The sequence below is a fragment of the Parasphingorhabdus sp. genome (assembly GCF_039982395.1).
In the GTDB taxonomy this organism is placed as follows: Bacteria; Pseudomonadota; Alphaproteobacteria; order Sphingomonadales; family Sphingomonadaceae; genus Parasphingorhabdus.
The window spans coordinates 342,516-363,178 of sequence record NZ_JBDWYO010000006.1 but is presented as its reverse complement, the minus strand read 5'-3'; the positions used below and the strand labels follow the sequence as shown (position 1 = coordinate 363,178).

20 protein-coding genes and 1 tRNA gene are annotated in these 20,663 nt (G+C 52.8%); 11 read left to right on the top strand and 10 right to left on the bottom strand.

The genetic code is table 11. The features are described from left to right. Positions 1-5 precede the first annotated feature (5 nt). From ABJV08_RS11925 to miaA, 4 genes are all read right to left on the bottom strand, one after another. Positions 6-374, bottom strand: a complete 369-nt coding sequence (locus tag ABJV08_RS11925; RefSeq protein WP_348038073.1) for a hypothetical protein — start codon at positions 372-374, stop codon at positions 6-8. Continuing rightward, complete coding sequence (gene ilvN / locus ABJV08_RS11920; protein ID WP_348038075.1) at positions 371-886, bottom strand: acetolactate synthase small subunit; 516 nt, start codon at positions 884-886, stop codon at positions 371-373. The genes ABJV08_RS11925 and ilvN overlap by 4 nt, the downstream gene beginning before the upstream one ends. Further along, positions 886-2,631 carry an acetolactate synthase 3 large subunit gene (locus ABJV08_RS11915; RefSeq protein ID WP_348038077.1) on the bottom strand — a complete coding sequence of 582 codons (1,746 nt, stop codon included), beginning with the start codon at positions 2,629-2,631 and terminating at the stop codon, positions 886-888. Before ABJV08_RS11915 ends, ilvN begins: the two co-directional genes overlap by 1 nt. Before the next feature lie 122 nt (positions 2,632-2,753). After that, positions 2,754-3,686 (bottom strand): tRNA (adenosine(37)-N6)-dimethylallyltransferase MiaA, encoded by a 933-nt coding sequence (gene miaA / locus ABJV08_RS11910; protein WP_348038079.1) that lies wholly within the window; start codon positions 3,684-3,686, stop codon positions 2,754-2,756. Between miaA and serB the strand changes: the two genes are divergently transcribed. After that, positions 3,679-4,560 carry a phosphoserine phosphatase SerB gene (gene serB, locus ABJV08_RS11905; protein WP_348038081.1) on the top strand — a complete coding sequence of 294 codons (882 nt, stop codon included), beginning with the start codon at positions 3,679-3,681 and terminating at the stop codon, positions 4,558-4,560. The two genes, miaA and serB, sit on opposite strands and share 8 nt — an antisense overlap. A 7-nt stretch (positions 4,561-4,567) precedes the next feature. On the opposite strand, the gene ABJV08_RS11900 is transcribed toward serB, so the two are convergent. Next, positions 4,568-5,584 (bottom strand): SPOR domain-containing protein, encoded by a 1,017-nt coding sequence (locus ABJV08_RS11900; protein ID WP_348038083.1) that lies wholly within the window; start codon positions 5,582-5,584, stop codon positions 4,568-4,570. Between the two features lie 259 nt (positions 5,585-5,843). Between ABJV08_RS11900 and ABJV08_RS11895 the strand changes: the two genes are divergently transcribed. From ABJV08_RS11895 to ABJV08_RS11885, 3 genes are read left to right on the top strand one after another with little or no spacing between them, the layout of a single operon-like run. After that, complete coding sequence (locus ABJV08_RS11895) at positions 5,844-6,566, top strand: ParA family protein (RefSeq protein ID WP_348038085.1); 723 nt, start codon at positions 5,844-5,846, stop codon at positions 6,564-6,566. A 17-nt stretch (positions 6,567-6,583) separates the two neighbouring features. Next, positions 6,584-7,240 carry a hypothetical protein gene (locus tag ABJV08_RS11890; RefSeq protein WP_348038087.1) on the top strand — a complete coding sequence of 219 codons (657 nt, stop codon included), beginning with the start codon at positions 6,584-6,586 and terminating at the stop codon, positions 7,238-7,240. 58 nt (positions 7,241-7,298) lie between these two features. Beyond that, positions 7,299-8,780, top strand: coding sequence for an SPOR domain-containing protein (locus ABJV08_RS11885; RefSeq protein ID WP_348038088.1), 1,482 nt, complete (start codon positions 7,299-7,301; stop codon positions 8,778-8,780). A gap of 29 nt (positions 8,781-8,809) precedes the next feature. On the opposite strand, the gene ABJV08_RS11880 is transcribed toward ABJV08_RS11885, so the two are convergent. From ABJV08_RS11880 to ABJV08_RS11865, 4 genes are read right to left on the bottom strand one after another with little or no spacing between them, the layout of a single operon-like run. Beyond that, positions 8,810-10,030, bottom strand: coding sequence for a dihydroorotase (locus ABJV08_RS11880; protein WP_348038089.1), 1,221 nt, complete (start codon positions 10,028-10,030; stop codon positions 8,810-8,812). Then, complete coding sequence (locus ABJV08_RS11875) at positions 10,027-11,019, bottom strand: aspartate carbamoyltransferase catalytic subunit (RefSeq protein ID WP_348038091.1); 993 nt, start codon at positions 11,017-11,019, stop codon at positions 10,027-10,029. Before ABJV08_RS11875 ends, ABJV08_RS11880 begins: the two co-directional genes overlap by 4 nt. A gap of 22 nt (positions 11,020-11,041) precedes the next feature. Further along, positions 11,042-11,503 (bottom strand): Holliday junction resolvase RuvX, encoded by a 462-nt coding sequence (gene ruvX, locus ABJV08_RS11870; RefSeq protein ID WP_348038222.1) that lies wholly within the window; start codon positions 11,501-11,503, stop codon positions 11,042-11,044. Continuing rightward, on the bottom strand, positions 11,503-12,627 hold the full coding sequence (locus ABJV08_RS11865; protein WP_348038092.1) for a DUF3089 domain-containing protein: 1,125 nt from the start codon (positions 12,625-12,627) through the stop codon (positions 11,503-11,505). Before ABJV08_RS11865 ends, ruvX begins: the two co-directional genes overlap by 1 nt. 128 nt (positions 12,628-12,755) lie before the next feature. Here ABJV08_RS11865 and gatC point away from each other — a divergent pair, with 128 nt between their 5' ends. The 5 genes from gatC (at position 12,756) to tig (ending at position 17,790) form a co-directional block, all read left to right on the top strand. Then, positions 12,756-13,043, top strand: a complete 288-nt coding sequence (gatC, locus tag ABJV08_RS11860) for an Asp-tRNA(Asn)/Glu-tRNA(Gln) amidotransferase subunit GatC (protein WP_348038094.1) — start codon at positions 12,756-12,758, stop codon at positions 13,041-13,043. Beyond that, positions 13,043-14,527, top strand: a complete 1,485-nt coding sequence (gene gatA, locus ABJV08_RS11855; RefSeq protein WP_348038096.1) for an Asp-tRNA(Asn)/Glu-tRNA(Gln) amidotransferase subunit GatA — start codon at positions 13,043-13,045, stop codon at positions 14,525-14,527. The genes gatC and gatA overlap by 1 nt, the downstream gene beginning before the upstream one ends. Before the next feature lie 2 nt (positions 14,528-14,529). Beyond that, the gene (gatB, locus tag ABJV08_RS11850; protein ID WP_348038098.1) at positions 14,530-16,017 is read left to right on the top strand and encodes an Asp-tRNA(Asn)/Glu-tRNA(Gln) amidotransferase subunit GatB; all 1,488 of its coding nucleotides are present in this window, start codon (positions 14,530-14,532) and stop codon (positions 16,015-16,017) included. A 90-nt stretch (positions 16,018-16,107) separates the two neighbouring features. After that, positions 16,108-16,192 (top strand) — tRNA-Leu (locus ABJV08_RS11845). 56 nt (positions 16,193-16,248) lie between these two features. Continuing rightward, on the top strand, positions 16,249-17,790 hold the full coding sequence (gene tig, locus ABJV08_RS11840; RefSeq protein WP_348038100.1) for a trigger factor: 1,542 nt from the start codon (positions 16,249-16,251) through the stop codon (positions 17,788-17,790). 45 nt (positions 17,791-17,835) lie between these two features. Here tig and ABJV08_RS11835 read toward each other — a convergent pair whose 3' ends face one another. Next, positions 17,836-18,447 carry an ATP-dependent Clp protease proteolytic subunit gene (locus ABJV08_RS11835; protein ID WP_348038102.1) on the bottom strand — a complete coding sequence of 204 codons (612 nt, stop codon included), beginning with the start codon at positions 18,445-18,447 and terminating at the stop codon, positions 17,836-17,838. A gap of 146 nt (positions 18,448-18,593) precedes the next feature. Between ABJV08_RS11835 and ABJV08_RS11830 the strand changes: the two genes are divergently transcribed. Both ABJV08_RS11830 and clpX read left to right on the top strand, forming a co-directional pair. Beyond that, positions 18,594-19,238, top strand: coding sequence for an ATP-dependent Clp protease proteolytic subunit (locus ABJV08_RS11830; RefSeq protein ID WP_348038104.1), 645 nt, complete (start codon positions 18,594-18,596; stop codon positions 19,236-19,238). 138 nt (positions 19,239-19,376) lie between these two features. Further along, entirely contained in the window at positions 19,377-20,648 is a 1,272-nt protein-coding gene (gene clpX, locus ABJV08_RS11825) for an ATP-dependent Clp protease ATP-binding subunit ClpX (RefSeq protein ID WP_348038106.1), read from the top strand. Positions 20,649-20,663: the final 15 nt, after the last annotated feature.

The following is a 20,663-nucleotide window of genomic DNA, read 5'->3' as shown; positions in this document are numbered from 1 at the left end:
AACTTTCAGATGATTGCGAATAGGGTTAGGGCGCCCACTGCGGCCAGCATCGGCCAACCGATATGTTTGCCCTTGGTAATAATGGCATCATAAATGCCAGAGATTAGGAACGCCGACCCGGTAACGGCCAGCAAGGCGATATCGGCTTCGGCAAAATTATAGGCGGACTTGGCCAGTATAAAAGTCGCAATCAGGCCCAATATACTGGTGAAATGCCATGCAAAGCGGATTACCTGTTTTGCGAGATCATTGCTCATGACGCCGTCATTGGAATGGACCAATGGACCAATCAGGCGTTTTTCTCCAACGATGGAATGGACGAGCAGAGTCGCAAAGCCCAATATCGCAGCAATTGTGAGCAAAATCTCGCTCATGCAGTGTCTGGCCCCCGGCCGATCGCAACAACGCCGGTGCGGCCAACTTCGACCAAGCCAACTTCGCGCATCAGACCAACGAATGTTTCAATTTTTTCCGGAGCCCCGGTGATCTCAAACACAAAGCTATCGGTTGTCGCATCGACAACACGCGCGCGATAAATATCCGCTAGACGCATAGCTTCGATACGATTTTCACCCTTACCGGCGACTTTCACCAAGGCCAGTTCTCGTTGCACGTGCGGCCCGGATTCGGTCAGATCGCGAACGCTATGCACTGGAACCAACCGATCGAGCTGCGCAATAATCTGTTCGATGACATGCGGCGGACCATTGGTAGCGATGGTGATCCGGCTGATTGCATGATCTTCGCTGATATCTGCCACCGTCAGGCTTTCGATATTGTAACCGCGGGCCGTGAACATACCGGCGATACGCGCCAAAATGCCGGCCTCGTTATCAACAAGTACAGCCAAAACATGGCGTTCGACAGCTTCTTCATGAATATGCATCAGACAAGAGCCTTTGCTTGGTCGTCCATGGTGCCCTTTACGTCGGCTTCGGTGAGAAGCATTTCGGTATGGGCCGCGCCGGACGGGATCATCGGGAAACAATTGGCGAGTTTCGCTACTCTGCAGTCGACAATGACAGGGCCGTCGGTATCGAGCATTTTCTGGATGCCAGCCTCTAGATCGGTAGGTTCCTCGATGCGAATGCCGGTCCAGTCATAGCTTTCCGCCAATTTGACAAAGTCTGGAAGGCTGTCGCTATAACTGTTTGAATAACGGCTTTCATAGGTCAGCTCCTGCCATTGGCGGACCATGCCCATATATTCGTTGTTGAGGATGAATATCTTCACCGGCAAGCGATATTGGGTTGCTGTGCCAAGCTCCTGAATGTTCATCTGGATAGATGCTTCACCGGCAATGTCGATGACCAAAGCATCAGGGTTGCCGAGTTGGGCGCCAATGGCTGCGGGCAAACCGTAGCCCATCGTGCCCAAGCCACCACTCGTTAGCCACTTATTGGGGGTGTCGAAGTCGAAATGCTGGGCTGCCCACATCTGATGCTGGCCGACTTCAGTGGTGATGATCGGGTCACGCTTGTGGGTGGCCTCCCACAATTTGCGAATGGCATCCTGCGGCATGATTTCTTTTTTGCTGGCAGGATAGTCCAGGCAGTTTGTTGCGCGCCAGCCCTGAATGCGAGACCACCATTCTGCATAGTCTGGCTTGGTAAAGCGACGGCCTTTTAACACTGCGATAATTTGTTCCATCACCCGGCCAACATCGCCAACAACCGGCAGATCGACCCGGATGGTTTTGTTGATGGACGAACGGTCGATATCAACGTGGATTTTCTTGCTGTTCGGAGAGAAGGCATCGAGGCGACCGGTGATCCGGTCATCAAAACGCGCACCAAGGCAGACAACCAGGTCGGCCTTGTTCATCGCCATATTGGCCTCATATGTACCATGCATGCCTAGCATACCCAGCCAATTGTCCGCCGAAGCGGGATAGGCGCCAAGTCCCATCAGGGTCGAGGTGACCGGGCAACCGAGCAATTCTGCCAGTTCCCGAAGCGTCTCGCTGGCTTTTGGTCCACTGTTGATGATACCGCCACCCGTATAGAGGATAGGCGCCTTGGCATTCATGATCATTTCCGCGGCGCTATTGACTGCTTTGAAATCGCCTTCGGCCTGGGGCGCGTAGCGGGTATTTGTCTTAGTGCCATTGCGACTATATTCAGTCGCCGCAACCTGCACATTCTTCGGAATGTCGATGACCACCGGACCAGGGCGACCCTGAGTGGCGATATGAAAGGCTTCCTGAACGACTTGCGCCAAATCAGAAGGTTTCTTCACCAGATAGTTATGTTTCGTACAATGTCGTGTGATCCCGATCGTATCGGCTTCTTGAAAGGCATCGGTGCCAATCAAATTGGTTGCGACCTGACCGGTGATGACAACCATCGGAATGCTGTCCATCAACGCGTCTGTAATACCGGTGACGGCATTGGTCGCTCCAGGGCCTGATGTCACCAATACGACACCGGGCTTTCCGGTAGAACGGGCATAGCCCTCTGCAGCATGGGTGGCGGCTTGCTCATGACGGACAAGAATATGCTTGATTTTGGGATGTTCATATAGAGCATCATAAATGGGAAGCACAGCGCCGCCAGGATAACCGAAAACGGTATCCACGCCTAGATCCAGCAAGGTTTCAACCAATATGTCGGCGCCGCTTTTTTCGGCCACATCATGCTCCATAAGCTGTCTGTTTTGCACTGTTTGCCAGCCATGATGCACCGCAACACAATAGGCAAGGCTTAGTTAATTCGGGGCTCGCTACATATCCTATTATATTATGTCAAGGACTTTTAGCGTAATATAGTTTCAATTATGCTGTCTATATCATTATTAAATGACCCTTCGATGCGCATCCATTCTGATGGGCTTTGATTGCGGAACCAAGTATATTGGCGCTTTGCATATTGTCGCGTTGCTGTTTTTGCCTGCTCCAAAGCGGCTTCTTCGCTGATATCGCCGGCCAGCCATTTCGCGAGTTCCGATACACCGATTGCTCGCATGACGGGTAGATTTGACGGCAGTTTGCGAGAAATGAGGCGTTGCACCTCTTCTAACGCGCCCATGTCGATCATTTGATCAAATCGCAGGTCGCAGCGCTCATAGAGCCATTCCCGTGGTGGCAAGAGAACCAAGGGGTGCAATTGGATATTGGCAGCAATGCCGCCGGTTTTGTTCTTCTGCCAGTGGTCAAGCGGTTTTCCGGTCGACTGGATCACTTCCAATGCGCGTTGGATCCTTGTAATATCGGCGGCGTTTAATCTTGCAGCGGAAACGGGATCGAGTGTTTGAAGGGCCTGATATGCCTCCAATGCTTCCAGTTTCCTGATTTTCTCGCGGATTTCTGCGTCAATTTCCGGAATTGGAGCGATTCCATCCAACAGCACTCGAACATAAAGACCAGTACCGCCCACCAAAATGGGCAAAAGGTCGCGTTCATGCGCATTCGCGATTGCCGTCTTGGCGTCATTGGCCCAGCGCGCAGCGGAACAGGCTTCGCTGCCATCAATATAGCCGAAAAGCTGATGCTCGATGCCGTCCATCTCCTGTTCGGTTGGACGAGCGCTTAGGACAGTGAGGTCACTATAGACTTGTGCACTATCGGCATTGATGATCACCGAGGGTTGCTTTTTGGCAATGTCCAGTGCCAATGCGGATTTGCCGCTGGCCGTCGGTCCAACGACCAGCGCAACATTCTGGTCCTGTTTCGGAGAAATTATGTTCATCGCGACGCTCATAGCAAAAGAATCTCTGAATGAGAGAGATATTCAGTCTGCCCTTGCTAGCTTAAACGAAGCCGGCGCCACAACCACGCGTCAGTCGGATCTGATCGACGGTCGAGTGATAGACTTTTTCTTCGACGGGGACCCCGTCGCTGCGCGCGCGCATCTTGAAAAAATTGGGGGCCAGATAGACATTGCGGTGCAACCGGAGTCAAATCGGATCAAAAAATTGCTGATTTCCGACATGGACAGCACCATGATCACTGTTGAATGCATTGACGAGCTTGCGGACTATGCCGGGATAAAGCCCCAAATCGCTGAAATCACCGAGCGGGCAATGCAGGGTGAACTGGATTTTGCCGAAGCTCTTCATGGCAGAGTGGCGCTGCTTAAGGGACTGGATAGCGCAGCCATCCAGCAATGTTTGGGTGAACGGGTCAAGACAATGCCGGGCGCGGAGACCCTTGTTCAGACCATGGTCGGCTCTGGCGCTGCGACGATTCTGGTGTCAGGCGGATTCACAAAATTTGCCAAACCTGTCGCGCAAGCCATTGGATTTGAATCGTTTCATGCAAATGTCCTAGGCGAAGAAGACGGGGCTTTGACCGGTATTCTCGACGGACCGATAGTCGACTCGGCTCGCAAAGATGAATTGTTGCAGTCTATCTCCCAGTCTGCTGATATTCCCTTGGCGCTGTGCATGGCGGTAGGTGATGGCGCGAATGATATTCCGATGTTGCAACGAGCAGGCCTAGGCGTTGCTTATCACGCCAAGCCCAAAGCAGCACAAGCGGCTGATGTTGCGATCAATCACAATGATTTGACCGCTCTGCTGTATATCCAGGGAATTTCTGCGGATCAGTGGTCTCGCAAGTAAACAGCGTCTAACGCCGTTTTACAATGCAATCATTGCCCGAGGCTTTGACGCTGTTGCACATGGATCCAGCTTGCGCCCGGGTTGCAAAAGGCCCGGCCTGCAAGCGCGTGATTCCACCGGCTTTGACCAGATAGGGCTGCAATCCCGACAAAGCGGATATTCTGCCTTCTAGATTGTTCCACAGATTTTTGGCTTTGTTCTCGTCGCTAAAAGCGCCGAGCTGCACGCGCCAGTCACCGCTTGTCGCAACCCGCACCGGTGCGCTAGCCGCAGCAGGAACTGAAGCGGCAGGATTTGGTCCAGACGCGTAAGTTGCGCCCGGCGTAATCGGGCTGGGCGCTGGCGTTGGGTTTGGCATAGCCGGGCGGGATGGTGGCAGTTGGGCGGTTTGCAAGGCTCCAGTCGACTGTGTCGGTCGCAGGCCACCGACCTGTGCGGTCCTGACTCGCTTCTCGTCTTGCTCCATTTGACCGGCCAATGCGATCGAACGACGCCGATCCTCGACTGGAATGAAGCGATCCATCTGGGACAGGTTGGACGTGGCCTGCGGGAGGCCTTGCGCTGATGCACGGGTCATAAGTGCATATGCCTTGACCCAATCCTTTTCTACGAAGTCCCCATTAAAGTGACCGGTCCCGAGAACATATTGTGCTCTTGGCTCCCCGCGTTGAGCTGATGCTTGCAGATAAGGCAGAGCTTCACTGCGGCGATTATTCTGGAAGAGCACCAGTCCATAATTGTCATTCGCCTGGAGATGCCCTTTGTCGGCGGCGCTTTTATACCATTTCTCTGCCTGATTCATGTCCTTGGGAACGCCACGGCCAAGCTTATAGGCTTGCGCCAGATTAAACTGTGCATCAGCATCGCCATTGTTCGCAGGACCGCGCCATTCCTTAATAGCGGTTTGAAAATCACCACGCCCCCAAGCATCGACGCCGGCTTTTACATCAGCCAAGGCCGGTGTTGCCACCAGCGCAAGCGCTAAACTGAGCATTGGAACGATGGAGCGGTTGGCCTTCTTCATGGAATATTCCTTGGTAATCAATTTACAAAAACAGCGCGATGCTAGCCAGTTGCGCATTGCTAAACTGCTGTGACTCTTCAAGTCTAGCAAAAAAAAGAAGACCATTCATGAATTTCCGGTCGAAGCAATGTAAACTTTTTTTCACCAAGGTAAAATTCTCTCGGTTCTCGTTAACCCTATTTTAGCGCTGTTCTGTCACAAAAGCATCCGAATAGAGTTTTTTAGGCAATTTCTGCCGCGAATGAACAAGGGGAATAGCGTGCGAGTTCTAGCGATGGCTTCGCAAAAAGGCGGTTCCGGCAAAACAACATTGTCGGGTCATCTTGCTGTACAGGCTCAACTGGCCGGGGCAGGTCCCGTTGTGCTAATCGACATTGATCCGCAAGGTTCTCTGGCAGATTGGTGGAACGAACGGGAAGCTGAACTACCGGCATTTGCGCAAACAACGGTATCGCGACTGGCTTCCGATCTGGCCATTTTGCGTCAGCAGGGCTTCAAACTTGCCGTTATTGACACACCGCCAGCTATTACGATGGCCATTCAAAGTGTCATATCGGTGGCCGAACTCATTGTTATTCCGACACGTCCAAGCCCGCATGATCTCAGAGCCGTCGGCGCAACCGTCGATCTGTGTGAACGCGCAGGCAAGCCTCTTCTCTTCGTGGTGAACGGCGCAACGCCGAAAGCCAAGATTACTTCCGAAGCGGCGGTTGCACTGTCACAGCATGGCACTGTTGCGCCTATCACCGTTCATCACCGCACCGATTTTGCCGGATCGATGATCGATGGCCGTACCGTCATGGAAGTCGATCCCAAAGGCCGTTCGGCTCAAGAGATAGTCCATCTTTGGACCTATATCTCCGACCGGCTTGAGAAAAATTTCCGCAGAACAATTTTCAGCGCCCCGGCGATGGCACAGAATGTCAATCCAGGGATCCAACGGCCAGGCGGCAATTTTGGTCGCCGGGTAATTGGTTCGTGATCGGAGAGGCTGAAAAAATGAGTGAACCAAAACCATTAGCGTCTCTTTCATCCAGCTTACTGGCTCGAAAAGGCGGAGCAAAGCCGGCGATGCGTCGTCAGGGCTTTACCAATTTTCCTGATAATATGTCAGAGGATGAGGGTGATACGCATGAAGATCTAGGATGGAATGATATGGGTTATGATGTTGACCCTGATCATGAAGCTCATCCGATTGATCCCGTTCACCATAATCCGTTGGCTGGCGCAATTCCAAATCCTGGCTCTGCCGTCAGAGAGCAGCAGGAAGAAATAGCCGCCAAACTCGGTCAGAAACAACCAGATGCGGTTGAGCCTGTAACGGCGAAACCAGAAACAGCCGGTGCACCTGTACCGCTTTCGATATCCCGCGAAGTTCAGCCACTGGCTGAAAATTCTGCGGTCTTGGAAGCAGCAAGACAGCATAAACGGGTAACCAAGAAATCCCGTCCGGCAACCAAGTCCAGGACACGCAAGGCCAAAACAGCTTTTACCCTGCGACTGGATCCGGAACGACATTTGAAATTGCGACTGGCGACGGCGGTGCAAAACGTCTCGGCACAACAATTGGTAACCAAAGCTGTGGACGAATATTTGAGGACTATCCCCGAATTAGTCGACTTGGCCGAACGCGTTCCGTCGCGTGGGGCTGCATAACAGGGTTTGAATTTAATTTTGTACGGATACGACTGACTTTTATTGCGAGGGCATAGAAATGAAACGCGATGTGATTTTGAAAATGGCTGCTTCCTCCATGGTGTTCACCACCGTGTTGACCGGTTGTGGCCCCTTTGGCGGCGGTTCTACCGCATCCGTGTCGAGCAAACCGGCAACGGTGAAAGACGGTGCCAAATATGCCAAAAAAGCCAAAAAGGCACTGGCCAAAGGCAAAACGGAAGCGGCTATTACATATGCCGAACGTTCGGTTGCCGGCGTTGGCAGTGATCCTGAAACACGCGCTCTTCTTGGGCAAGCCTATCTGGCCGCTGGTCGCCTGGCTTCTGCCGAACGCAGTTTTCAGGATGCCATGGAACTTGGCAAGCTGGATGCTCGTACGATCCTGAGCCTCAGCCTCGCGCAATTGGGTCAAGGCAAAGCCAGCAAGGCCAAAGCGCTTGTCGTTAACAATCGCCAATATATTCCAGCCGCTGACTATGGTCTCGCTTTGGCGCTTTCGGGCGATAGCAAGACCGCCATTGAAGTTCTTGAGCAAGCTATTCGGGAATCCAATGTCACAGGCCGTACCCGTCAGAACCTCGGTCTGGCATATGCTTTGGATGGTCGTTGGAAAGAAGCAAAAGTGATGGCTGTTCAGGACGTGGAACCAGCATCGGTTAATGATCGAGTTATGCAATGGGCCCAAATGGCTCGACCCGGTGCGTATAAAACGCGTGTTGCGACTTTGCTCAATGTGACTCCAGTCGCGAATGATCCAGGCCAGCCGGTTCAACTGGCGCTCAATCCATCCGCAGTGCCAGTCAGTGTTGCTGCGTCTTCGGAAGAAGATTACGGACGGGAAGTCGCGAGTTTTGATCGCAATGTTCCTTTGCCAGCAATTGGACCAGCACCTAGAGCTGAAAGTGACGTGGATTTTCTTGCAAAAGAAAATAATGTTAAAGTGGCGGCAGTCTCCGCTCCTGTCAAAAAACCGGCCGCGGTTCCTGCCAGCAAAAGCGTACCGGTTCCAGCGAGCAGCGCAGCCGCTCCGGTATCTGCAAAAGTTCCGGTGATCAGGGCCGAAACCAACCCAACCCGGGTGGCCCCGAAAACAAAATTTGTGGTGGAAACCAGTCGGGCTACTCCGATCGGTACCTCTGCTCAGCCTGTCCTGCAAAGGGTGTCATACAAGCCAGCGGTCAAATCGGTTAAGAGAGCCCGGTCGACTTCTGGTAGCCATTTGGTGCAATTGGGCGCATTTTCTTCTCCTGAAGGCGCCAAACGCGCTTGGGGAATCTTATCCGCGAAGAACAGTGATTTGAAATCGTTTGAATATGCCAGCTCGCGGATTAGCGTGAACGGTAAAACGCTCTATCGCTTGGCAGCTATCGGCTTTGGCAATGCACAAACGGCAGAAGCTATGTGTGTCGGCATTAAAGCAAAAGGCGGCAGCTGCATTGTGCGGCATACGAAAGGCGTCAAAAGAGTCGCGCCAACCCGTATGGCCAGTCGTGCGCCGAAAAAGCTAGCTTCGCGCTAATATCTTCCAAATTCTTTAAAGGCGGCGGGCTAACAAGCTCTGCCGCCTTTATATATTGCGGTAACGCGGCCCTGGACGGGTAGCCCGTCAAACGGGGTGTTGCCGGCGGCAGCGGCCATCTTGCGGGTATCGACTTGCCACGGACTATCCTCGTCGATCAAGATGAAGTCCGCTTCATAGCCAGACCGTAGCAAGCCAGCATCAACGCCCAAAATTTTTGCCGGATTGGTCGATAGAAGCTCAAATAGCCGGCCGATAGAAATCGTGCCATCGCGGACCAGTGTGAGCGAGAGAGCGAGCAGCGTCTCCGCGCCAGCCATGCCCGGGGCGGCTTCTGCATAAGGTAGTCGTTTGTCTTCTACACCTCGCGGATCGTGGCCGGAAGCGATGACGTCGATTGTGCCATCCTTAACAGCGGCAATGCAGGCCAGACGATTGTCTTCGCTTCTAAGGGGAGGGGAAAGACGGGTGAAAGTCCGAAAATCGCTGATCGCGATATCCGACAAGAGAAGATGGGCAGGTGTAATCCCGCAGGTAACAGAAAGGCCCTCCGATTTGGCAGCACGGATGATATCCAAGCCGTCAGCCGTTGTCACTTGACGAAAATGCACATGGGCGCCGGTTTCGCGAACAAGCGCGATATCACGGGCGATTGATATGGTTTCAGCGGCGGCAGTGGCGCTGGACAATCCCAGTCGGGTGGCGGTTTCACTCTCGGTGGCCACTGCACCATCGGTCAGGCTAGCATCCTCGCTGTGCACCAACAGCGGCAAATCGAGTGATTTACAATATTGCAGAATTTTCAGCATGAGGCTGCTATTCGCAATCCACTCTCTGCCAGTGGCAACCGCTTTGGCGCCGGACCGTTTCATCAACCCGATCTCTGCTATCTGCATGCCTTCCAAGCCTTTGGTTGCGGCAGCAATGGGATGAGACCAAAGGTCCGGTTTTCCTTCTACGGCATTATGTTTGATCATCGCGGGCAAATCGAGGACAGGGGCTTGATCGGGCATTAGCGCTGCGCGGGTGATTCCACCGAAGTGAAAGGCCGGTTTGTCGATCGCGAAAACACCAAGGTCGACAATGCCAGGAGCCAAAATTCTGCCTTTGCAGTCGATTTGTGCTTTTGTTTCGGTTGCAGCAGAATCTCCAACCTCCAATATACGATCATCTTCTATCAGCAGCGTGCCTGATCTGGGCTCTCCTTCATCGGGAAGAACCAAGCGCGCATTGGTAAACAACTGAGTCATGACCAATCCTCCACACCGCGAGACTTGCGGGTCAGCACATCCAGGCAGGCCATTCGCACAGCAACTCCCATTTCGACTTGTTCGGTAACACTGGAATGATCCAGATCATCGGCGACATCGCTATCAATCTCGACTCCCCGATTCATCGGGCCAGGATGCATCACGAGCGCATTCGCTTTCGCGAGCTTTAACCGTTCGCGTGTTAATCCATAAAGATAGTGATATTCGCGGGGGCTAGGGATGAAGTCGCCATTCATCCGTTCATTCTGCAGACGGAGCATCATGACGACGTCGCTCCCTTCAAGGGCTTCGTCAAAATTGGTAAACACTTCGACGTTAAACCGATCAAGAGCGGCGGGAAGGAGGGAAGGCGGCGCACAGACCCGGACTTTGGCTCCGAGCGTTGTGAGGCAATAGATATTTGATCTGGCGACTCTGCTGTGCATGACGTCGCCGCAAATGGTGACGGTAAGGCCGCTGATGTCGCCTTTGCGGCGCTGGATGGTCAGTGCGTCTAGAAGTGCCTGCGTGGGATGCTCATGACTGCCATCGCCGGCGTTGAGAACCGGACAGTCCACCTTGTCGGCGATCAGTCGTACGGCACCGGAACTGCCGTGGCGGATCACAATGGCATCTGCCTTCATTGCGTTTAATGTGACCGCTGTATCAATCAAGGTTTCGCCTTTTTTGACGCTCGATTGTGCCGCATGCATATTGACCACATCCGCGCCCATGCGCTTCCCGGCAATCTCGAAAGACAGCAAAGTCCGTGTGCTATTTTCGAAAAAGGCGTTGATGACAGTCAGGCCGTCCAACCGGTTCGCATGTTTGCTGGATTTTTTGTTGAGATCGACCCATTGTTTGGCCTCTTCCAACAGAAATAATATCTCCCAGGGGTGTAGCCCCGCGATACCCAATAGATGGCGATGAGGGAATGCATCCGACCCTGCGGGGAACGGTTGCGACGATGTTGTTTCTATCGATGTCATTAAAGCGGGTGCTATAGAGCCATCATTCCAGCGCGGCAAGCCTGTCTATCGCTCCCTGCAAAATATATGCTGCCGCCATTTTATCGACGACCCGGGCCCGTTTTTTGCGGCTGACATCAGAAGCGATCAAGTCGCGGGTCACAGCCTGGGTGCTCCAACGTTCGTCCCAAAGCAAAATAGGGAGGCCCAGCGGCTTTAGATTTTGCGCAAAAGACCGGGCTGCCTGCGTTTGCTGGCTTTGGCTGCCATCGAGATTGAGGGGCAAGCCAGCAACAAGGCCAACAATATTCTGTTCGACAATCACGGTTTTGATGCGGTCCAGATCTTTGGAGAATTTGCGACGCTCGATCGTTTCTGCCGCTGTCGCAAAGGTCCAGTTTGAATCACATAGAGCCATGCCGACTGTCTTTGTCCCGATGTCCAGGCCGAGCAACCGACCGCAATTGGGCAGAGCTTGGCTAAAGGCCGAGACGTCATCCGAGATTAACGTGCCAGAAATGCTGTCATCCTCCGGCCCGCGTCCGCGCGCACATTGGTCCAGAACAGGTTATAGTCATAAACATGATAATTGTTGCCGGGCAAGGCATAGGGGCCGAGGTCTGGTGGGTCTCCGATTAGCAGAAATCCTCGATCGTCGCATTTCGCGGGAACCGCTCCAGTGATCAAGGTACCGTCGCTTAACTTTTCATTGGGCACTAAAGTTCCAAGATTGGCCGCCGCTTCGGCAGACGTATTGATATCGCCATTGATCGGATTGCTGCACAATAGCTTCGTACCTTTGCGCGGCTGGCCATTGAAACCGATGGTCATGTCGTAGACTTGAATGATTCTACCATATTCTGCTGGTTCGGCAAAGCTGTGCCAACTCATTATACAGCGGGTCTGATCGGGCGCTTCGCAGATATCCAGGCCCATTTCCGGAATGTCGGTATCGACAGAGACCGGCCAGCCGACCACGTAGGCTGCGACTATTCTGTTCGCGAGCGGTGTTCCCGCAACCCGGTCTTTGAGTAAATTTGTCAAATGCAAGCTGCCTTGGCTGTGTCCGGCCAGAATGATCGGCTGATCTCCAGGAATTGCCGACGAAAAATGGTCAAATGCCATCAGAACATCCTGATAGGCAGCATCCAAGGCTTGCTGACCTTCCGGTTTTTCCGTCAGAAAGGCTCCCATTGTGGCTTGCCGGTAGCGCGGTGCCCAAATTTCGCCAATTGCGTTAAAAGTACTAGCCTGACCACGCAGAAATATGCGGGCACGGGCCTGTGATTCTTGATGGTCTAGTGGCGCATTCCAGCGATTTCTTTTTATGAATGAAGTGGGATGAACAAAGAAAACTGCAGCTTTTTTGTCGACTGGCTGCATTGCCTCTGGATCCGCAAAGCCTTTGGGAAGCCAAAGTGCAGGGTTGCCTTTCACCAGTTCGGGGCGAGCGAGCCACATGCCGGTGTCGGCATATACATTGGTTTCGAGAATTTCTTGGGCTGTGAATTCGGTGTCGGGCACCAGCGCTACTTCTAGAAGATCTTCTCCATAGATGCGGTAAACGGACGCACCTGCGAGCACGAGAACGAACATGCAGACAACAAAATATAAAAATTTACGGGCCAAAATCTACTCCAAGTCGATGGCTAGGGCCTCAATCCGCTTGAAGCCGCTTCGCGCCAGTGCTAGCGGCGCTCGGTACACAATTTAATTCCGAAATACCCGAAAAAAGATGAACTGAAAAAGAATGAGTCATGTCAATCGATAAGGATACTGTCAAAAAAATCGCAAATCTCTCCAGGATTGCGATTACCGATGCCGAGGCCGATGCCTTTGTGCCCGAGCTCAACCAGATCTTGGGTTGGGTCGATCAACTGAGCGAAGTGGATTGTTCGAAGGTGGAGCCAATGACGGCTGTGATCCCGAACAAATTGCGACTGCGCGATGATGTCGTCACGGACGGCAAGATTCGCGAGAAAGTCCTCGCCAATGCCCCGATCGACGAACATGGCTTTTTTGCTGTTCCGAAGGTGATCGAATAATGACCGATATATTTGAACTCGGTATAGCCGATATCCGAAATGGCTTTGCTGGCGGCGATTTTACCGCAACAGAAGTTGCCGAGACCTTCATTGCTCGTGTGAGTGCGGCAAAGTCGCTCAATGCCTTTCTGGTTGAAACGCCGGAACATGCCCTTGCGGCAGCCGATGCCGCTGACAAAGCAAAGGCATCGGGCGATACACTTGGCAAAATGGCTGGCGTGCCGATTGGCATGAAGGATCTTTTTTGCACAGAGGGCGTTGCAACGACGTCGGGTAGCTTGATTCTGGAAGGCTTTACGCCGCAATATGAATCGACCGTCTCATCGAACCTTTTCAAGGCGGGCGCCGGGATGCTCGGCAAACTGAACATGGATCAGTTTGCGATGGGGTCCTCGAACGAGACCAGCGCATTCGGCAATGTAATCTCGCCCTGGCGGCGCAATGATGGCGGTAATGTCGATCTGGCTCCGGGCGGCTCGTCGGGCGGCAGCGCTGCGGTTGTTTCCGGACGCATTGCGCCCGCCGCAACTGGAACAGACACTGGTGGTTCTATTCGCCAGCCCGCCGCTTTCGTTGGTATTACGGGCTTCAAGCCAACCTATGGCCGCTGCTCGCGCTGGGGCACGATTGCCTTTGCTAGCTCGCTGGATCAGGCAGGTCCGATGGCCCATGATGTTCGGGATTGCGCGATTATGCTGGAATCCATGGCTGGCTTTGATGCGAAGGACTCGACCTCGCTCAACCTGCCTGTGCCGGATTGGGAAGCGGCGCTGAATAGCGACCTCTCAGGCAAGAAAATTGGTATTCCCAAGGAATATCGCGTCGACAATATGCCGGAAGAGATTGATGCGCTGTGGCAAAAAGGCATTGAGATGCTGAAAGATGCCGGGGCGACGATCGTAGATGTCTCGCTGCCGCACACTAAATATGCGCTGCCAGCTTATTATATCATCGCGCCGGCCGAAGCATCGTCCAATCTGTCGCGCTATGACGGCGTGCGGTACGGAATGCGCGACCTGCCGGACGGCGCAGGACTGCAGGACATGTATGCCGCTACCCGCGAAGCCGGTTTCGGACCGGAAGTGAAGCGCCGGATCATGATCGGCACCTATGTGCTCAGCGCAGGCTATTATGATGCCTATTATACCCAGGCGCAGAAAGTTCGGACGCTAATCTCGCAGGATTTCGACAAGGCCTGGAATAGTTGCGATTTGCTGCTGACCCCGACCGCGCCGAGTGCTACCTTCGGACTGGGCGAGAAAAGTGATGATCCGCTGGCCATGTATTTGAATGATGTGTTCACGGTGCCGAGTTCATTGGCTGGATTGCCAGCAATCTCGGTTCCGGGTGGATTGGACGGCAAGGGACTGCCCCTTGGCCTTCAGATCATCGGCAAGGCATTGGACGAACAGGGCGTGTTTAACGCAGGATTGGCATTGGAAGAACGCGCCGGATTTGTAGCGAAACCGGAGCAGTGGTGGTAGAAATGACTGAATCAACATATCTTATACAGGGTGCGACCGGTGATTGGGAGGTCGTAATCGGCCTTGAGGTCCACGCCCAGATCACTTCCGAATCGAAACTCTTTTCCGGTGCTTCCACAGAATTTGGCGCAGAGCCGAATACACAGGTCAGCCTCGTTGACGCGGCCATGCCCGGCATGCTGCCGGTGCTGAACGGCGAATGCGTCCGTCAGGCGGTGCGCACGGGATTGGCGATCAATGCCGAGATCAACAAATATTCGCGCTTTGACCGCAAGAATTATTTCTACGCCGATCTGCCGCAGGGTTATCAGATTTCGCAGCTATACCACCCGATCGTGGGCGAGGGCGTTATCCAGATTTCTCTCGATGAGAAAGATCCCGATGCCCACGGCAAGGCCATTGGGGTCGAACGGATCCATATCGAGCAGGATGCCGGCAAGTTGATGCACGATCAGCATCCGACCATGTCTTATGTCGATCTCAACCGTTGCGGCGTCGCGCTGATGGAGATTGTCTCCAAGCCGGACATGGCATCCCCGAAGGAAGCCGCGGCCTATGTCCGCAAGCTGCGTTCGATTCTGCGCTATGTCGGGTCATGCGACGGCAATATGGAGCAGGGCTCGATGCGCGCCGACGTCAACGTCTCTGTGCGCAAGCCCGGTGATGAGCTTGGTACGCGGACCGAGACCAAGAATGTGAACTCGATGCGCTTCATCCAGCAGGTCATCGAATATGAAGCCCAGCGTCAGGTCGATGTTATCGAGGATGGCGGTGAAGTGGTACAGGAAACCCGCCTGTTTGATACAGACAAGGGTGAAACGCGGTCCATGCGCTCCAAGGAAGACGCGCACGACTATCGCTATTTCCCCGATCCTGATTTGCTGCCGCTGGAACTGGAAGATGATTTCATTTTCGACTGCAAGGCAAGCCTTCCGGAATTGCCGGACGAAAAGCGCGCGCGGTACAAGAAGGTTCTTGGCCTCAGCGCTTATAACGCAGCCGTGCTGACCGCAGAGCATGAAACAGCGCTGTGGTTTGAGGAATTGCTCGAAACAACCGATCAGCCTGAAAAAATCGCCAGCAGCGCGGCCAATTGGGTGACGTCCGAACTATTCGGCGCACTCAACAAGAAAGGCGTCGGCATAGAAGACAGTCCGGTCGCTCCGGCCCAGGCGGCAGAATTGCTAGGATTGGTCGCTGACGGCACGATTTCCGGAAAGATCGCCAAACAGGTGTTCGAGATCATGCTCGAAACCGGTGACGGTGCCGCAAAAATTGTCGAGGAACAGGGTCTCAAACAGGAATCCGACACCGGCGCGATTGAAAAAGTGATCGCCGAAGTGATGGCGGCCAACGAAGACAAGGTCGCCCAATATCGCGACGGCAAGGACAAGCTGTTCGGTTTCTTCGTCGGTCAGACGATGAAAGCAATGCAGGGCAAAGCCAATCCGCAGGTGGTGAATGAGTTGTTGAAGAAGGTGTTGGGATGAATCCTTCACAAACCCCTCTTGCTCTCAACGTACCTTTACGCTAGGCGCGCGGGTCAATCGTACTTCGATAGAGTTTGACGACTTAACTGGGCGGGCGTGGCGGAATTGGTAGACGCGCCAGATTTAGGTTCTGGTATCTTCGGGTGTGGGGGTTCGAGTCCCTTCGCCCGCACCAAGTAAGTCTCAATATCTATCGGAAAACACCGAATATGAAGGCATCAAAGGATAGTCATGCAGATTGTTGAAACGCTGAACGAAGGTCTGAAACGGGCCTATGAAATAAAGATCACCGCGAAAGATATCGAATCGCGTGTTGATGCCGAAGTCAAAAAAATGGCACCGCAAGTGAACATGCCGGGCTTCCGCAAGGGCAAGGTCCCAGCGAATCTCGTGCGCAAAATGCACAATGATGCCTTGATGCAGGATGCTTTGAGCAGCACCGTGCAAGAAAGCATCGAAAAAACAATGGCGGATAACAAGCTGCGTCCCGCGATGCAGCCTAATGTCAATCTTGATGATGGCTATGAGCCTGGCAAAGATGCGAATGTTAAGATCGACCTTGAAATCCTGCCGGATGTTCCGACACCGGACGTTGAAGGTCTCAAGCTAGAGCGGCTCCAGGTTGAAGCGGACAAGAAAACCGTTGATGAATCCTTGCAGAAATTCGCTGAGAGCCAGAAACAGTTTGAAACCGTAGCCAAGTCTTACAAGGCAAAGCTTGGTGACCAATGCCTGATCGATTTTGAAGGCAAAGTCGATGGCGTACCGTTTGAAGGCGGTACCGGCGAAGGCATGGCGATCGAACTGGGCTCCGGTCGTTTGATCCCCGGCTTTGAAGATCAGCTGGTGGGTAAGAAAGCCAATGACGAAGTGCTCGTCAAAGTAACCTTCCCGAATGATTATAATGTCGAAGACTTGAAGGGCAAAGATGCCACTTTCGATGTTGTTGTTGGTGAAGTGCAGAAGCCCAAAGCGGCCAAAGCCGATGACGAGATGGCCAAGTCCATGGGACTAGAAGGCATTGATCAGCTTACCGAATTGCTCAAAGGGCAAATCGAGCAGGAGCTTAACGGCCTTACCCGCACGCATATGAAGCGCAAGTTGCTTGATCAGCTGGCTGCAAGTCATGATTTTGAAGTGCCTCCTGGCATGGTCGAAGCTGAGTTTAACCAGATTTGGCAACAGCTTGAGCAAGAAGCTGAGCAGGAAGAAGATTCCGCTGCGGCACGCAAGGAAATGGAAGACGAGAAGGACGAATATCGCGAGATCGCCGTTCGTCGCGTTCGTCTCGGACTATTGCTGTCAGAAATCGGTCAAGCCAATGGCGTCGAGGTCAGTCAGCAGGAAATGTCTATGTTGATCCAGCAGGCCGCCCAGCAATATCGTCCCGAAGACCGCGATCGTTTTGTAGAATATATCCAGCAGGATCAAATGGCTGCGGCTCAACTTCGTGCCCCGATGTATGAAGACAAGGTCGTCGACTTCCTGTTTGAAAAAGCGGATATCACCGACCGCAAAGTAACGCGCGATGAGCTAGAAGCTGCGATCGAAGCAGAAGACGAGGCTGAAACCAAACCAGCTGCTAAGAAAAAAGCGCCTGCTAAGAAAGCTGCTGCGAAAAAACCGGCGGCGAAAAAACCAGCTGCCAAAAAAGCTCCGGCCAAAGCTGCTGCAGAAAAAGCGCCAGCCAAAAAGGCCCCGGCTAAAAAGGCTGCTGCCAAAAAGCCGGCGGCGAAAAAGCCAGCTGCCAAAAAGGCGCCGGCCAAGAAATAATGTAAATGTTCCACCGGGCAGGGCAATCCTGCCCGGTGGAAGCAATTAGAAGCTGACTTCGCTAGCTTTGTTGATCACCGTCCCGAGAATGCCATATTCCTTGGCTTCGTCGGTAGACATCCAATAATCGCGATCAATGTCCTTCATCACCTGATCCATCGGCTGTCCAGTAGCTGCGGCAATTTTTTGGGCGATTCGTTCGCGCATTTTGACAATTTCTTCGGCTTGGATAGCGATATCCGAAGCCTTCCCACCGGCACCGCCAGAGGGCTGGTGGATCAAGAAGCGGGTGTTAGGCAGGCAGAAACGCTGTTCCGGTGCAACGCCCAAGAAAATATGTGTGGCGATACTGGCGACCCAGCCTGTGCCAACCACGGCAACCGGCGAATCAATATAATTGATGAGATCATGGATCGTATCACCAGATTCGACATGGCCGCCGGGAGAGTTGATCATCAAACGAATCGGATCGTTGCTCAAATGATCTAGATAGAGAATTTGCGCGGTCACCCGCTCTGCAAGCTTCTGATCAACGCCGCCAAAAATCAGGACGGTGCGTGTTTCGAGGAACTTGTTCATCATCATGCCCATAGGATTTGACGCTTCGCTATCCTCTCCGTTTGAAAATGGTGCAATAGATGGTGAAAAGGGCGACATATAACTCTCCTGAAACTGGTGGAATTGTTGTTTGAAATCCTCATAGACCGAGGATAAATCGCACGCAATGTCATGTTGATGCAATCGGGGGTTGATTGCGAGGCGCAGAGACCAGATATAGGCTGTCAATTAACAAAGGAAATTTCATGAACCCGTTTGATTCTGGCGATCGTAATCCAGTAGTGGATGCACTCGTTCCCGTTGTTATCGAACAATCCAACCGTGGCGAACGCAGCTTCGATATTTTTTCTCGTTTGCTTCGCGAACGGATCGTATTTGTCACCGGACAGGTTGAAGACGGGATGGCGTCGATCATCACGGCACAATTGCTGTTTCTGGAATCAGAAAATCCGAAGAAAGATATCTATCTTTATATCAACTCTCCGGGTGGAGTGGTGACAGCGGGCATGGCGATCCATGACACGATGCAATATATTCGGCCCCGTGTTGGTACTGTATGCGTGGGACAAGCGGCTTCCATGGGAAGCTTCCTTCTCGCTGCCGGTGAACCGGGTATGCGAATGGCAACCACAAATGCCCGGATCATGGTGCACCAGCCATCAGGTGGTGCGCAGGGTATGGCTTCTGATATCGAAATCCAGGCAAAAGAGATCTTGCGAATCCGGTCACGGATGAACGACCTCTATGCCAAATATACCGGCAAGCCCGTTGCTGAAATTGAAAAGGCTATGGACCGCGACACTTTCCTCGAAGCGGACGAAGCCAAGGCATTCGGCTTGGTTGATGAAGTTTATGACAAGCGCCCCGTGCCGGCAGAAGATGCTAAATAAGCGGTTAGCGCTGCCCTAAATGAAATTTAAGCCATATTTGCTAGACTCGCGTATCGGCCAGTAAAGCCGCGAAAAAAGCGGTGGCATTTTAGAATTTGACGGTTAGGTTGCAATACTGGCCGGTTTAAAGGACTTTTTATGACGAAATTGACGGGATCTGATTCGAAGAGCACGCTCTATTGCTCTTTCTGTGGCAAATCCCAGCATGAAGTCCGCAAATTGATTGCCGGACCCACTGTTTTTATCTGCGATGAATGTGTTGAGCTTTGCAATGACATTATCCGTGAAGAAACCAAAGGTGCGGTCACCGGCCGTAAAGATGGTGAAGTCCCGACACCGCAAGAAATTTGCGATGTGTTGAACGACTATGTGATTGGTCAAAATCGTGCGAAGCGGGTATTGTCGGTTGCTGTTCACAATCACTATAAACGGCTCAATCACGCGGCAAAATCTGGTGATATCGAACTGGCCAAGTCTAATATCTTGCTCGTAGGCCCCACCGGTTGCGGTAAGACATTGCTGGCACAAACTTTGGCGAAGACATTCGATGTCCCATTCACGATGGCAGATGCGACGACCCTGACCGAAGCCGGCTATGTCGGCGAAGATGTTGAAAATATCATCCTCAAATTGCTGCAGGCTTCGGATTATAATGTCGAGAAAGCCCAGCGCGGCATTGTCTATATTGACGAAATCGACAAAATTAGCCGCAAGGCCGAGAATCCATCGATCACCCGGGATGTTTCCGGTGAAGGCGTCCAACAAGCTTTGTTGAAGCTTATGGAAGGCACAACCGCCAGCGTTCCACCGCAAGGCGGGCGCAAACATCCTCAGCAGGAATTCCTGCAGGTAGACACCACCAATATTCTCTTTATCTGCGGCGGTGCTTTTGCTGGTCTTGAGAAGATCATTGGTGATCGTTTGGAAGCCAAATCTATTGGCTTTGGAGCGCATGTTGCTGCGCCTGAAGAGCGTAAAGTCGGTGAGTTGCTGGCTCAGGGTGAACCGGAAGATCTGCTCAAATTTGGCCTAATTCCTGAATTTGTTGGCCGTTTGCCGGTCATAGCGACGCTAGAAGATCTAGATATCGACGCGCTCGTTACCATTCTTCAGGAACCGAAAAACGCGCTGGTAAAGCAATATCGTAAGCTATTCGAAATCGAAGATGTTGGACTGACCTTCACCGATGATGCCCTGATTGCGGTTGCCAAAAAAGCGATTGAACGGAAGACTGGGGCGCGTGGATTGCGGTCGATTGTCGAGAATATTTTGCTCGATACGATGTTTGATCTGCCTGATTTTGTCGGCGTCGATGAAATTGTTATCGACAAGGATGTTGTTGCAGGCACCAAAGACCCTGTTCAGGTCATCGCCAAGAGTAGCAAGGCCAAGAAGGAAGACGCCGCCTAATAGCGCTTTGGTTAG